13 protein-coding genes are annotated in these 13,709 nt (G+C 55.3%); 4 read left to right on the top strand and 9 right to left on the bottom strand.

From position 1 onward, the window contains the following. Window positions 1-436, bottom strand: a 436-nt coding sequence (locus HJG40_RS12690) for a single-stranded DNA-binding protein (RefSeq protein WP_303646307.1), incomplete at its 3' end; no start/stop codon positions are given. 102 nt (window positions 437-538) lie between these two features. Here HJG40_RS12690 and uvrA point away from each other — a divergent pair. The 4 genes from uvrA (at window position 539) to HJG40_RS12670 (ending at window position 6,511) form a co-directional block, all read left to right on the top strand. Next, window positions 539-3,340, top strand: a complete 2,802-nt coding sequence (gene uvrA, locus HJG40_RS12685) for an excinuclease ABC subunit UvrA (protein WP_215864532.1) — start codon at window positions 539-541, stop codon at window positions 3,338-3,340. A gap of 41 nt (window positions 3,341-3,381) precedes the next feature. Next, a complete protein-coding gene (locus HJG40_RS12680) occupies window positions 3,382-3,936 on the top strand; it encodes a hypothetical protein (RefSeq protein WP_215864531.1) in 555 nt (184 codons plus the stop codon). An 85-nt stretch (window positions 3,937-4,021) separates the two neighbouring features. Continuing rightward, window positions 4,022-4,891: a thioredoxin gene (gene trxA / locus HJG40_RS12675; RefSeq protein WP_215864530.1), complete on the top strand. Its 870-nt coding sequence runs from the start codon at window positions 4,022-4,024 to the stop codon at window positions 4,889-4,891. A 99-nt stretch (window positions 4,892-4,990) separates the two neighbouring features. Continuing rightward, window positions 4,991-6,511 (top strand): Do family serine endopeptidase, encoded by a 1,521-nt coding sequence (locus tag HJG40_RS12670; RefSeq protein ID WP_215864529.1) that lies wholly within the window; start codon window positions 4,991-4,993, stop codon window positions 6,509-6,511. 58 nt (window positions 6,512-6,569) lie between these two features. On the opposite strand, the gene HJG40_RS12665 is transcribed toward HJG40_RS12670, so the two are convergent. The 8 genes from HJG40_RS12665 to ffh form a co-directional block, all read right to left on the bottom strand. Continuing rightward, window positions 6,570-7,943, bottom strand: a complete 1,374-nt coding sequence (locus HJG40_RS12665; RefSeq protein WP_215864528.1) for a hypothetical protein — start codon at window positions 7,941-7,943, stop codon at window positions 6,570-6,572. 87 nt (window positions 7,944-8,030) lie between these two features. Further along, the gene (gene xerD / locus HJG40_RS12660; RefSeq protein WP_303646306.1) at window positions 8,031-8,936 is read right to left on the bottom strand and encodes a site-specific tyrosine recombinase XerD; all 906 of its coding nucleotides are present in this window, start codon (window positions 8,934-8,936) and stop codon (window positions 8,031-8,033) included. An 18-nt stretch (window positions 8,937-8,954) separates the two neighbouring features. Next, on the bottom strand, window positions 8,955-10,160 hold the full coding sequence (locus HJG40_RS12655) for a hypothetical protein (RefSeq protein WP_215864526.1): 1,206 nt from the start codon (window positions 10,158-10,160) through the stop codon (window positions 8,955-8,957). Window positions 10,161-10,214: 54 nt separating this feature from the next. After that, window positions 10,215-10,559, bottom strand: coding sequence for a 50S ribosomal protein L19 (gene rplS, locus HJG40_RS12650; RefSeq protein WP_010637603.1), 345 nt, complete (start codon window positions 10,557-10,559; stop codon window positions 10,215-10,217). Window positions 10,560-10,581: 22 nt separating this feature from the next. Then, window positions 10,582-11,325: a tRNA (guanosine(37)-N1)-methyltransferase TrmD gene (gene trmD, locus HJG40_RS12645; protein ID WP_215864533.1), complete on the bottom strand. Its 744-nt coding sequence runs from the start codon at window positions 11,323-11,325 to the stop codon at window positions 10,582-10,584. Next, a complete protein-coding gene (gene rimM / locus HJG40_RS12640; protein ID WP_215864525.1) occupies window positions 11,325-11,840 on the bottom strand; it encodes a ribosome maturation factor RimM in 516 nt (171 codons plus the stop codon). Before rimM ends, trmD begins: the two co-directional genes overlap by 1 nt. Continuing rightward, window positions 11,824-12,084, bottom strand: a complete 261-nt coding sequence (rpsP, locus tag HJG40_RS12635) for a 30S ribosomal protein S16 (RefSeq protein ID WP_010637598.1) — start codon at window positions 12,082-12,084, stop codon at window positions 11,824-11,826. Before rpsP ends, rimM begins: the two co-directional genes overlap by 17 nt. A gap of 69 nt (window positions 12,085-12,153) precedes the next feature. Next, window positions 12,154-13,530, bottom strand: coding sequence for a signal recognition particle protein (ffh, locus tag HJG40_RS12630; RefSeq protein WP_215864524.1), 1,377 nt, complete (start codon window positions 13,528-13,530; stop codon window positions 12,154-12,156). Window positions 13,531-13,709: the final 179 nt, after the last annotated feature.

The raw sequence follows: 13,709 nt of genomic DNA, 5'->3' as shown, positions 1-13,709 counted from the left end.
TATCCTGTTTGCGCCCGCTGCTGGCCGGGGCTGAAGAAGCACCCGTCGAATGACCGCCGCCATGATCTTCTTCGTCAAAACTGGCTGCACCGCCACCGCCGCCCCCGCGTGGGCCCACCAATTGCAGACGATCACCGATGATTTCGGTGGTGTAGCGCTCCTGACCTTCCTTGTCGGTCCACTTGCGGGTCTGCAAGCGGCCTTCCACATAAGCCATACTGCCCTTGCGCAGGTATTCTCCAGCAATTTCGGCAGTACGTCCGAATAACACGATACGATGCCATTCGGTACGTTCCTGTTTGTTGCCTTCGCGATCCTTAAAATTTTCAGAGGTGGCAATACTGAAATTGGCGATAGCAGCACCACTGGGCTGATAGCGCATCTCCGGGTCCCGGCCCAGATGTCCTAATACTATGACCTTGTTCACTCCCGCCATTGTCAGATCTCCTTGAGTACAAGGGGACGGCCGTCCCCGAAAGCTCTATACTAACCCATCCAGAGAAAAACTCATTCCTGAACCCAAAAAGGCTACGGCTACATGGAACATATCCAGATCCGGGGCGCACGTACCCATAATCTCAAAAACATCTCATTGACCCTGCCCCGGGACCGCCTCATTGTCATCACCGGCTTATCCGGTTCGGGCAAGTCCTCACTGGCTTTTGACACGCTCTATGCCGAAGGTCAGCGCCGCTATGTGGAGAGTCTTTCGGCCTATGCCCGGCAGTTTCTGTCGCTGATGGGCAAGCCGGATGTGGATGCCATAGAAGGATTATCCCCCGCCATTTCCATTGAACAGAAATCCACTTCCCACAATCCCCGCTCTACCGTCGGCACCATCACAGAAATCCATGATTATCTGCGCCTGCTGTATGCACGAACCGGCACGCCCTGGTGCTGCGGAGCACCCATTCAAAGCCAGACAATCAGCCAGATGGTGGATCAATTACTGGCCCTGCCTGAAGGCGAAAAACTGATGATTCTCGCCCCCATGGTGCGTGATCGGAAAGGCGGTCATGAAGAGGTGATCAGCGCACTGCGGGCCAGAGGCCTGATTCGTGCACGGGTAGATGGAGAAATGCTCGAACTGGATGAAATTCCGACCCTGGACAAAAAACGCAAACATCGCGTTGAGGCCGTCATCGATCGTCTGGTATTACGTGCGGACAGTGGGCCGCGTCTGGCGGAATCCCTGGAAACCGCCCTGAGCCTCGCCGATGACCAGGCCATCGCCGTATTGATGGGGCCGCAACATCAGGAAGAACGCCTGTTTTCGGCTCACCATGCCTGTCCCGCTTGTGGACGTTCTTTTCCGGCCCTCGAACCCCGGCTGTTTTCTTTCAACAATCCGGCGGGGGCCTGCCCACGTTGTGATGGTTTGGGAGAAATCACCTTTTTTGATCCAGACCTGATTATTCCTGATCCGGGCGCCAGCCTCAGCGCCGGGGCCATCGTCGCCTGGACCAAGCGCCACAAGGAACATTATACCCCCTTGTTGAAAGCGCTGGCCGCACATTTTCATTTTTCCCTGGAGTCTTCCTGGGAAGACCTGCCTTTTGAGGTTCGCGAGCAAATTCTGCACGGTTCCGACGAACGTATTACCGTGCAGCAAGGTTCACGGACGCATCAGATTCATTTTGAGGGGGTGATTCCCGGACTGGAACGCCGCCTGCGCGAATCCCAATCCAATCTGGCGCGGGAAGAAATCATGCGGTACATGGGTCGCCTGCGCTGCCCGTCCTGTCACGGCAGCCGTCTGCGTGAAGAAGCCCGCATGGTCAAAGTGGGGCCTCTCGCTCTTCAGGAAGTATCAGCGCTACCCATTCGCGAATCCCTGCAGCACTTTGAGCATTTGCAACTGGAGGGCCAGGAGGCCATCATCGCCGAGAGAATCCTGAAGGAAATCAGTAGCCGCCTGAAGTTTCTGGTAGATGTGGGTCTTGCCTATCTGAGTCTGGATCGTTCCGCAGAAACCCTTTCCGGTGGCGAAGCCCAGCGCATTCGCCTGGCCTCCCAGATTGGTGCCGGACTGGTGGGAGTCATGTATGTTCTGGACGAACCCTCCATCGGCTTGCACCAGCGCGATAATGACCGCCTGATCGGCACCCTCAAACATCTGCGCGACCTGGGAAATACCGTCATTGTTGTCGAGCACGACGAAGATGCCATCCGCGCTGCAGATCACGTGGTGGATATGGGCCCCGGCGCCGGTACCCATGGGGGTGAAGTCATCGCCCAGGGTACTCCCGAAGATATTCGCGCCAATCCAGACTCCCTCACCGGTCGTTACCTGACTGGTGATTTGTGCATTGCGATTCCCGAACGCCGCCGTCACGACCAGCAACGCTGGCTGGAGGTTATTGGCGCGACCGGCAACAACCTGCAATCAGTCGACGCAAAAATTCCCATCGGCCTGTTTACCTGCATCACTGGCGTCAGCGGATCGGGCAAATCCACACTAATCAATGACACTTTGTATCCCGCCTGCGCGCGGATTTTGATGGGCAGCGCGCAGAGCCCGGCTGCGCATCAGCAACTGCGTGGCCTGGAAGCGCTGGACAAGGTCATAGCCATTGATCAAAGCCCCATCGGTCGTACCCCCCGGAGTAATCCGGCCACCTATACTGGACTGTTCACCCCGATTCGCGAGCTTTTTGCCGCTACCAGCGAGGCCCGGGCCAGAGGTTACAATCCGGGGCGCTTCAGTTTTAACGTCAAGGGAGGCCGTTGTGAAGCCTGTGAGGGCGACGGCGTTATTCGTGTGGAAATGCATTTTCTGCCGGACATTTACGTATCCTGCGACGTTTGTGCCGGAAAACGCTACAAGCGGGAAACGCTGGATGTGCATTACAAGGGCAAAAATATTCACGACATTCTCGAAATGACCGTGGAAGATGCCCGCCAGTTTTTTGATCCGGTACCGGCCATTGCCCGTAAATTGCAAACACTGCTGGATGTAGGACTGGGTTATCTGCGTCTCGGTCAGTCCGCCACCACACTTTCCGGTGGCGAAGCCCAGCGGGTTAAGCTCTCTCGGGAATTATCCCGACGGGATACCGGGCGAACCCTATACATTCTTGATGAACCTACCACTGGCCTGCATTTTCATGATATTGCCCTGCTCCTGGTGGTGTTGCAGAAACTCGCTGATGCAGGCAATACCATTGTGGTCATTGAACATAATCTGGATGTCATCAAAACCGCCGACTGGATTATCGACCTGGGTCCCGAGGGTGGTTCCGGGGGCGGGCAAATCATCGCCACCGGCAGCCCTGACGAAGTCGCCCGTAATCCGGTTTCGCATACCGGTCACTATCTGGCGCGACATTTATCCCGATAAATTGCACAATAGTCCTGTAAACATGACCTGGAGCCGTGAATATGTCCGTTCTCCCCGAACGCCGTGAACAAATCCGCAGTGCCCACGCCGCCCTGATCTTGCAGGTAGTTGCAGCCTGCCAGAACCCGCAGTTGCGAGGCGCTGTCGACGACCACCTGCGCGTTGCCGCTGCAAATGGTTGGGGAGAGCTGGTAAGCGTCATTCAACAGATTATGGCTGGTAAGCGCGAACTGGGCTTACTGCAGGGACTGGATGAAGAAGACAGCGTCATCGTCGAATCCATTTTGATGGGCCTGCAAAATCCCGAAACTCTCCCCAAAAGTGCGGGGCAGGCAGATCCGGGACTGGCGGCCCCCGGGCTGGCCAGTGTCATCCTTGCCGCGCGCCGGGGCGACCCCCAGGCCGTCGCCTGGTTGGGACAAATGGCCAGTCAAATGCAAAAAGCCGGGGGCGACATGGCCCGTATGGGGGCTGCTCTCGGCCCCTTGTCCCGAGGTTTGGATGATCGTCGCAAGCTGGAAAAAGGGATGGGACCATTGGGTCGCAGCCTGCTTCAGGGGGTACTGGACGAACTCGCCAAAGCCGAACTGCAATAAGGTCCATTCCACCCGAAAAGCTTGAAATATTGCTTTACCACCCCTATTTCCCGAGTCAACGTCTTTTTATTTTCAGGAGTATTGCATGGCCACTGGTGAACATATCCTCGAAGTCAACTTAGGTAATTTTCAGGAAGCCGTTATTGAGCTTTCGCAAAAGGCCCTGGTCCTCGTGGATTTCTGGGCACCCTGGTGTGGACCCTGTCGCGCCCTGGGTCCCATCCTCGAAAAGCTGGCGGAAGAAATGCAGGGTGCTTTTGTGCTGGCCAAAATCAATTCTGATGAAAATCAGGAACTCTCCCAGAAATACCAGGTGCGCGGAATTCCCGCCGTCAAGGCCTTCAAAAACGGTAAAGTGGTAGATGAGTTCACCGGTGCTCTCCCGGAGTCTGCCATCCGCCAGTTTCTTGAAAAACATTTACCCAAGCCCGGTGATGATCTGCGCGCCGAGGCCATGACCGCCATGGCCCAGGGCAAAACCGATGAAGCCCAGTCACTTCTGGAAGCGTCTCTACAAACGAACCCCCAAAACGATCAGGCGCGTTTGGCACTGGCCCATCTGGCCATACAACAGGGACGCCATGCAGATGCCCAGGCACAAATTGATGCCATGTCCCCCCTGTTTCAGCTGGAAATCGAAGTTGAGGGCCTGAAAGCATTACTGGAATTTACGGATGCAGCACGCAAAGCGCCGCCCATGGCCACGCTGGAGACGACCATTGCCCATGAAAAAGGCGATATACGCGCACAAGCCATGTATCAGCGGGCGCTGGTTCTGCTTTTGCAGGGCCAGGAAGCTGCTGCTTTGGATCAATTGATCGAAATGGTGGAAAGACACAAAAGTTACGAAGATGGCCTCGCCCGCAAAACCATTCTGAAGATTTTTGCCCTGCACAGCAATCAGGGGCCACTGGTTGAACAATATCGCACCAAATTGTCCCGCGCCTTATATTAAGTGCTATGTTAGACACCAGGCAGGAACTAGATGCTTTATTACCGAGTCTAAACGCAAATGCGTCAATGCTGCAGAACCAAAACTCCAAAGGAGAGTCCTATGGCGAATAATCGCCCGAAAACCCTGTTGAAACGTCCAAAACTACTGATTACTGCTGTTGTTGCCGCGTGCTTTGGTTTTACCCTGGGCGCCACCGAATGGGCACAGGCCGATGCCACCCCTACGGCACCCGCCTTATCCATCAACACCAACAGCGCACCCCAACAGGCGCTGGTTGCCCTCCCCGACTTTACCCCCATCATTGACCGTTATGGTCCGGCAGTGGTCAACATCAGCAGCACCACCAATAAAGTCATTCACCAGCAGCACAATCCGTTTCCGCCAAACTCTCCTTTTTACCAGTTTTTTCAGCACTTCGGCGCACCCGGACAAGCTGGTCCCAGCCATCAGCAGCACGAAAAAATCCAGTCTCTGGGGTCTGGATTCATCATCAGCCCGGATGGTTACATTGTCACCGCCGGTCACGTAGTACGGGGTGCCAATCATATTGTCGTCACCCTGACCAATCATCATGCCTATCCAGCCAAACTGATTGGACTTTCAGTACGCTACGACACGGCCCTGCTGAAAATTGATGCCAAGGATCTCCCCACGGTTCCCATCGGCAACTCTGATAACCTGAAAGTCGGCCAGTGGTTGCTGGCTGTAGGTGCGCCTTTCGGTTTTTATAATACCGTCACCCAAGGGGTGGTCAGCGCCATGAACCGGCCGCTGCCTGATGACGAATACATTCCTTTCATCCAGAGTGACGTACCGATCAATCCCGGCAACTCCGGTGGCCCGCTCTTTAACATGAAAGGCCAGGTGATCGGCATCAATGATCAGATTTATACCAACAGCGGCGGGTACATGGGATTGTCATTCTCCATCCCCATCAATACCGTCATGCGCGTGGTGCAGGACTTCAAGGATCACAAACCCATTCAGTTCGGGTACCTGGGTGTCGAAGTGCAGGATGTCACGCCGCAAATGGCCCAAGCCCTGCATCTTCAGGAACCGGTAGGCGCCCTCGTGGCTTCAGTGATGCCGGGCAGCCCCGCTGCCAAAGCTGGCATCCAGCCCGGTGATGTCATTGTAACCTATGACAGCAAACCGGTTTACAACGTCGGCCAACTGCCGCCCATGGTCGGCAACACGGTTCCAGGTACCCATGCCAGCGTCGGCATTCTTCATCATGGCGTCGCGGAAACCAAAAATGTCCTGGTCACCGCCCTGCCGAAAAACATGGATAAACAGCCCAGCAGCACCCAACCGGCAGCGCCTGCAAAGACCCTGAAAATCAGCCGGATGGATATTCATGTTCAAAATCTAACTCCAGACATTGAAAAACAACTGGATGTTCACCATGGTGTCGTGGTGGTGGGTGTCAGTGAAGGCCCGGCCGCCGAGGCGGGACTCATGCCCGGAATGATCATTCAGCAGATCAATCAGCAGGATGTCCAAAATGTCAGCGAGCTGGCGCGCATTGTCGCCGGGTTGCCCAAAGATCAACCCATTCCCATGTTGGTCCGTCAGGGTAAAGCGAGCATCTATGTGGTCATTACCTTGGCAAAGAAATAATCCATTCTCTGGATAAAAGTGACCGCAGTCCCATGGGGCTGCGGTTTTTATTTGGGCGCTACAGGACGTTGCGCTCGACAATCACTTCTGAATAGGAATCGCCCATAGCCACGCAGGCACTTTGCCGTCCCCAGAAACCTGCTTTTGAACGGTTCACCTGATAATAAAATTCCAGGGTCAGATCGGGTTTGGCGGTAATATCGGCACTGTACAGCAAGTTCATCAAGGAAGCGCCAATACCCGTCATCAAATAATCCACCGGATGATCTGCCGTGCCGAAACTCCGCAGGTAACCGAGAGATTCATAGGGATACCAGGCCCTCAGGACCAGGCGCTCGTTGGGCACCAGTTCATGAATCCGCCAAACCCCCCAGCCGAGGGCGTTAATACAAGCGACAATGCCCGCCAGCCAGTCCTCGCGACAGCGTAATTGGGGGACCACCAGCTGATACCAGGGATCCGAGCGCATAATGCCACCCATCGTATTGAAACCACATATATGACCGGCTTCAATAAGCAGGGTATCGGCGAGATCCTTACCCTGCAATCCCGCAAATTTTTCCTTGTAATAAAATAGGGCCGGATATTCATACCACAGCATTTCATCGAGAAGAGGATGCGTCGCCAGAGCATTAACCAGCGACTCTTCGAAGCGAAAAGATACCAGATTATAATAGTCCGCATAATGCCGCGTCAGACAAACGCCAAATTCCCGTATTAAACCATGCTCATCGCCCTGAAGCGGCATGCCACTGACTGCCGCGATAATACCCGGCTCATCCAGATGCAGGCCAACCGTGCGTTCGGGAATATCTGCCGCTTCTGGAGGCAATCGTACCTCCGCAATGGCTTGGGTACCCATAATATTTCCGTCCGAATTGGCAATATGGACTTGATTCATCCAGAAATCTGTTTGCTCGTCCCCACGACTGAGGGACTGATCACCAAGGCGGTTTCCCAAATGACCGGCAAATGGGGTCTCATAAACCGCTGATAAGGCACCAATAGCAAATCCCAAGTCGAAGTGTTCTCCTGCCCAGCGTCTTTTCCCATAATTCAGACGTAGGGCAAAACCATAATGGGAATGCTTTTCGATAATCTGGAAACCGTTTTCCGGATTCTCCGGCAGCTGAAAAGATGCCAGGGGCAAATCACCGAACCCACAAAATCGGTAGACAGCTTCTGCATAGGCCAGCCGATCTTCCACTGACCAGTCCGGACAGGATTTAAAATGTTGCTGCAGTTGCCGGAAGCTGACCTCAACCGCTGATTGCTTGAGAATAGGGTCCCGCTGAATGTAGTGACAATCTTCGACCACCAACTGCAAAAAGCGATTGTAATGATTACAGTGAAAAATCACTGGCTCATTATCAATGGTCACTATGCCGGTGTTGGGGTCACGCTGGGGATGAATGGAAGGAAGTTGCATCATATTCTGCCACACTCTATGGTTGTAAATCTGACTTTACAGATAGTCGAAACGCGCCAAGCTGCAAGTCCAAATTAGCGTAAAATAATCCTACGCGCGGGGATGATGTTTTTCGTGCAAGGCCTTGAGACGGGCCTGGGCGACATGGGTGTAAATTTCGGTAGTACCCAGATTCGCATGTCCCAGCATCAGCTGAACGCTGCGCAGATCAGCCCCATGATTGAGTAGATGGGTGGCAAAAGCATGGCGCAAACTGTGGGGTGAAACTGCCTGTTCAATGCCAGCCACTTTTGCATAGGCCTCAATATTCTGCCAAAAACGCTGACGCGTCATCGCCGCCCCGCGAGCCGTCACAAATACGGCTGCAGAAATCCGCTCACCCAGAATCCGGGGACGGGCATTTTGCAAATAAGCCGCTATTCGCCCAGCCGCCATTTCCCCCATGGGCACGAGCCGTTCCTTGCGGCCTTTGCCGAAGACCATGACCAAATCCGCGCTCAAATCCAGTTGCCGCATTTCCAGATTGACCAGTTCGGAAACCCGTAAGCCGCAGGCATACATCAACTCCAGCATCGCCGCGTCGCGCAACCCCAACGGTCGGGTCAGATCAGGTGCAGCAAGGAGATCTTCAATTTGTGTTTCACTCAGCACATGGGGCAAATAACGGGCAAGACGAGGACTTTGCAAGTTCTGGCTGGGGTTGTGCGTTACCCAGCCCTCACGCAGCGCATAACCGTAAAAACGGCGGATGCTGGACAGCAACCGGGCGACAGAACGCATTGCCGCGCCGGATTGCAGTTTTTGTCCGAGAATACGCGCGAGCATCCCGGCATCTGCACTCAGTAAATGTGCGTCCTGCTCTGCCAGTGCTGAACAAAGCTGGAGCAGATCCTGCCGATAGGCAGCCAGGGTATTTTCACCCAGATTTTTTTCGAGCCAGAGCGCATCCAGAAAGGCATCAATGCGCTGACGATCCTCAGACGGGGGTGATGCCATCGCCATGAGGCTGATTACTTAATCGAAATAAAAACGCAATACGACCAGAGGGTGAATCCATGCCAAGGGTCCTCCTGTGATCTGTCCGGCGCGCTGCGCGGTTCGCCAGATCGGCCAGAAACCCGTGGGATTCCCTTGGGCTACCGCCCGTTCGGCCAATTGTAGCCACCAATCAGCAGACGTTCCGGAAGCGGCGGCATAAAGCGCTCCCTGCCAGGTAAAATGCGCCGGCACCAGTTCGGACAACGCCCGATCCCGATAAGCAGCGAGGTTACTGAAATCCGGCCAATCCTCACGGCGCTGCCAACCGGCAAAGCCAAAAGTGCAGGCGGCAGCACTGAACAACACCTTACGTGCCTGGCGCAAACTGCGATGGGGCAAGGTCAGCAGGGTTCCCAGCCAGACATACAAACGCATCAGCGCCTGAGGATCATGACGATGACCACCCTCAATAATCATCAGGGTCACCGTCAGAAACAATTGCCGAATAGCATCCAGAGGCTGATCCCCCAAAGCCCGAATCCGCCCCATGAAGGCCGGCAGATCGCGCTCCCGCAAGGCAAGCAGCAAGGGCTTATCCACTTCAGGATCGCGGCTCGCACGCCCCTCCGGGACGACCACCGCAACACCAGATACCTGCTGCCAATGGCTCTGCAGCAGAGCCAAAGCCCCCAAAGCAAAGGGCCGGGCAGGCAGTGCGGCCGCTGCGTCATGCCATTCCCCAAACAGAATGCTACGGAGGCCCTGAGCATGGCTATCATCCGCCAGCCTCTGGGCCAGCCGATTCAGCACCACACGCCGGGCATTTTCATCATCGGCCATGCTCTGCAGTAAAGGCACCAGATGCTCCAGATCGGCTTCTTCTACCGCCTTGGAGAGCAGATCGACTTCCATATCCAGCGGCATGGGCTCACTGGCTTCCAGCTTGAGCAACTCCGGCAAAGGCGCGGCAGCCAATAAAGCGCGTTTTTCTTCCTGAATACCTACCGCAGCGGCCAACATTTCGACAGGAAGCTGCTCAGACGCGGCCCAGATAGACTGGCTATCCACCACCACCTGCAAAGCCTCCGTATTGTCCGCCGCACTCCACCAGTAGGGCAGGATATCCTCCTGCCAAGCCGAATGGAGCAGCAACTTCCGGGCGGGGTCGGCCCACAGGGCAGACCGCCCATCAGCAGACGCAGAACGCCAGCGTTCAAGGATTTCCCTGGACGCTGGCGTCATGATCAGATTATCCAAAGCGAACCCGGCCTTCGCCAGGAAGCGCAGCAGAAATCATCAGCCCAGTTTTTCTTTGATGCGGGCAGCCTTACCAGACAGATTACGCAGGTAGTAAAGCTTGGCACGACGCACATCACCGCGACGTTTGACTTCCACCTTGGTGACCAGTGGTGAATAAGAGGGGAAAACGCGTTCCACACCCTCACCATTGGAGATTTTCCGCACCGTAAAGGCAGAATGCAGGCCACGATTGCGACGGGCAATGCAGATTCCTTCAAAAATCTGGATACGTTCGCGGTCGCCTTCCTTCACCTTGACATGCACGGCAACGGTATCGCCTGCGCCAAAAGCCGGAAGTTCCGACTGAACCTGTTCTTTGTTGATTTCATCAATGATGTTCACAGCCCTGCTCCTTCGCCTAGTATTACTGCACTTCGCCGTCCTGACGGCGATAATCATCCAATAACTTCTGCTCACGCGCACTCAAGACGCGCTGCGCCAACAAATCCGGACGCCGCTCAGCCGTGCGCCCCAAAGACTGCTGCAAGCGCCAACTACGAATCCGGGCATGATTTCCCGAAAGCAAAACTTCCGGAACCTTTACGCCCCCCACCACTTCCGGGCGCGTAAAATGTGGACAATCCAGCAAGCCATTATCCGCAAAACTATCTTCGGCTGCCGAGTCCGCATGTCCCAACAAACCCGGTAACTGCCGGGCCACTGCTTCAATCAATACCAAGGCAGGCAACTCTCCACCAGCCAGCACATAATCGCCGATGGACCATTCTGCATCCACCGCCGCCAGCACCCGCTCGTCAATACCTTCATAGCGGCCTGCCAGCAAAATCAATCCGTCTGCACCGGCAAAGCCCTGCACGGCTTCCTGCTGCAGACGCTGCCCCTGGGGGGACAGGTAAATCACCGGCACCCCCGGATTTGCTTCGCGTGCCGCAGCGATGGCTGCCAACAACGGGGGCGCCATCATCAACATGCCCGGACCGCCACCAAAGGGCCGGTCATCCACGCGGCGATAAGCATTATCGCTAAAATCGCGAGGGTTCCAGGCCTGTATCTGGATCAGCCCACGCGCCTGGGCACGCCCCAGCACCCCCTCGCGCAGATAACCGTGAATCAGCTCCGGAAAAATAGTGATGACATCAAAACGCATCACCAGTCCGCTTGCCAGTCCACGGTAATCAGTCCCGCACTCTGGTCCACGCCAGCTGCACTTGCATCGGACCAGGGAATCAGCAATTCCCCGCCCTTTTCATCGTCCAGTACCATAACGTCATTCGCACCGGTTTCCAGAAAAGCCCTCACTTTTCCCAAAAGGAGGCCTTCCTGATTCAGCACCCGCATGCCAATCAAATCACGCCAGTAATATTCACCGGGCTCCAGGTCCGGTAAATACGCTCGCGCAATTCTGATCTCCTGACCAATGAGGGCACGGGCCTGTTCCCGGTCACTGACTTCCGCCAGCTTGGCAACCACGCCCTCACCCTGCATACGTCCTTCTTCCAGCACGTAAGGCCGGGGTTCAGAACCCAAAAACCAGGGTGAGTAGTCGAGAATGGCATCACGCAAATCTGTAAAAGAGAACACTTTTACCATTCCACGCACACCGTAGATGCCGGAAACTTTTCCCAGCACCACCCATTCTTCAGACTCAGGCGGCAGCGACACCCGTCTTACTCACGCCTTCTTTCTTGAAAAAGCCGGCTACCGTATCAGAAGGCTGCGCACCCTGGCTGAGCCAGTAAGCGGCACGCTCTTTGTCGATGCGCAATTCGGCCGTAGCACCAATGGGATTGTAAAAACCCAGGCGCTCAATGAAACGGCCATCGCGCCGGTTACGACTATCCGTCACCACGATGTGATAAAAAGGCCGCTTTTTGGCGCCGCCCCGGGCCATACGAATAACTACCATGTGTTCTCCTTAACCATGTCCTCTCCCACTGGACGGGAGAAAGGCGCGTATCGTAACTAAAAACAAGCTCTAACGGAAGGGTAAACCGCCCTTTAACATCGATTTGGGATTCATCCCCAATAAACGGCTGAGTCCGCGCCCCCCTTTTCCCATTTTTTTGAACATTTTCTGCATCATCTCAAACTGCTTGAGCAGCTTGTTGACCTCGGTCACGGTGGTTCCAGCGCCTGCAGCAATGCGACGACGGCGCGAAGCCTTGATGATTTCCGGATGCCGACGTTCGCCGGGCGTCATGGAGTTGATAATGGCCTCCAGACGACGCATGGGTTTACCGTCCTGCATGGCCGCCTGTGCCTCAGCGGGGAGTTCGCCCATACCCGGCAATTTATCCATAATGCTCGACATGCCACCCATTTTTTCCAACTGGCGGAGTTGCTGGCGAAAATCCTCCAGGTCAAAACCTTTTCCACTGCGCAGCTTCTCGGTCATTTTCTGCGCTTGTTCAACATCCACATCCTGTTGAACCTGCTCAACCAGGCTGACAATATCGCCCATACCCAAAATACGCGAAGCCAGTCGATCCGGATAAAAAGGTTCCAGACCCTTGCGGATTTTTTCGCCAATACCCATAAACTTGATGGGCTTGCCGGTAATGGCCCGCACCGACAAGGCAGCCCCACCACGCGCGTCGCCATCAGCCTTGGTCAAAATGACGCCGGTCAGTGGCAAGGCATCATTAAAAGCCTTGGCCGTATTGACCGCATCCTGACCCGTCATGGCGTCCACCACAAACAGCAACTCCACCGGCTGGACGGCACTGGTCAAAGCCTGAGCTTCCGCCATCATGGCCGCATCCACATGCAGGCGTCCGGCGGTATCGACAATCAACACATCAAATACACCACGCTGCGCTGCCTCTAAGGCATCTTTGGCAATCTGCACCGGCTGCTGGTCAGGACGGGACGGAAATACTTCCACCTCAATATCCTTGCCCAGATGCGCCAACTGCTCCATGGCAGCAGGCCGATAGACGTCAGTACTCACCATCATGACCCGCTTTTTTTCTTTTTCTTTCAGCCATAAGGCGAGCTTGGCACTGGTCGTGGTTTTACCGGAACCCTGCAACCCGGCCAAAAGAATCACCGCCGGAGGACGGGCACTCAAATCCAGCCGGTCGTTGTGCTCACCCATGAGCTTGACCAGTTCATCATTGACAATTTTGATAAACACCTGCCCTGGAGACAGGCTTTTCACCACTTCTTCCCCCAGTGCCGATTCGCGCACCTTGTTGATGAAGTCTTTCACCACCGGCAGCGCCACATCGGCTTCCAGCAAGGCCAAACGCACTTCACGCAGGGCGTCACGAATATTGTCTTCGCTCAAACGCCCCTGGCCACGCAGGTTTTTAAAAGTCTGGGTGAGTTTTTGGGTCAGATTGTCAAACATGGGTCCCCCTCATATCAGGGGTGGATTTTGGACTGTATGGCTCAGTCGTGCAATGGCGGGCGCCATTCAAGCTGTTGGCCGGGTTCAACGCCATGACGACTAATGCCGCCTGCGGCTACTTCCAAGGTCATTACTGCAGCGCGGTTTGCCCGCCATCGCCAGGCGGGCAAACCGCTATG

Source organism: Acidithiobacillus concretivorus (assembly GCF_018853445.1).
In the GTDB taxonomy this organism is placed as follows: domain Bacteria; phylum Pseudomonadota; class Gammaproteobacteria; order Acidithiobacillales; family Acidithiobacillaceae; genus Acidithiobacillus; species Acidithiobacillus concretivorus.
Note: the sequence above shows the minus strand (reverse complement) of the source record. Positions and strands in the feature narration are given on the sequence as shown.

Excerpts from the sequence above, each read along its gene's own strand:
- uvrA (WP_215864532.1), top strand. The coding sequence starts at position 539 with ATGGAACATATCCAGATCCGGGGCGCACGTACCCATAATCTCAAAAAC.
- HJG40_RS12680 (WP_215864531.1), top strand. The coding sequence starts at position 3,382 with ATGTCCGTTCTCCCCGAACGCCGTGAACAAATCCGCAGTGCCCACGCC.
- trxA (WP_215864530.1), top strand. The coding sequence starts at position 4,022 with ATGGCCACTGGTGAACATATCCTCGAAGTCAACTTAGGTAATTTTCAG.
- HJG40_RS12670 (WP_215864529.1), top strand. The coding sequence starts at position 4,991 with ATGGCGAATAATCGCCCGAAAACCCTGTTGAAACGTCCAAAACTACTG.
- HJG40_RS12665 (WP_215864528.1), bottom strand. The coding sequence starts at position 7,943 with ATGATGCAACTTCCTTCCATTCATCCCCAGCGTGACCCCAACACCGGC.
- xerD (WP_303646306.1), bottom strand. The coding sequence starts at position 8,936 with ATGGCATCACCCCCGTCTGAGGATCGTCAGCGCATTGATGCCTTTCTG.
- HJG40_RS12655 (WP_215864526.1), bottom strand. The coding sequence starts at position 10,160 with ATGACGCCAGCGTCCAGGGAAATCCTTGAACGCTGGCGTTCTGCGTCT.
- trmD (WP_215864533.1), bottom strand. The coding sequence starts at position 11,325 with ATGCGTTTTGATGTCATCACTATTTTTCCGGAGCTGATTCACGGTTAT.
- rpsP (WP_010637598.1), bottom strand. The coding sequence starts at position 12,084 with ATGGTAGTTATTCGTATGGCCCGGGGCGGCGCCAAAAAGCGGCCTTTT.
- ffh (WP_215864524.1), bottom strand. The coding sequence starts at position 13,530 with ATGTTTGACAATCTGACCCAAAAACTCACCCAGACTTTTAAAAACCTG.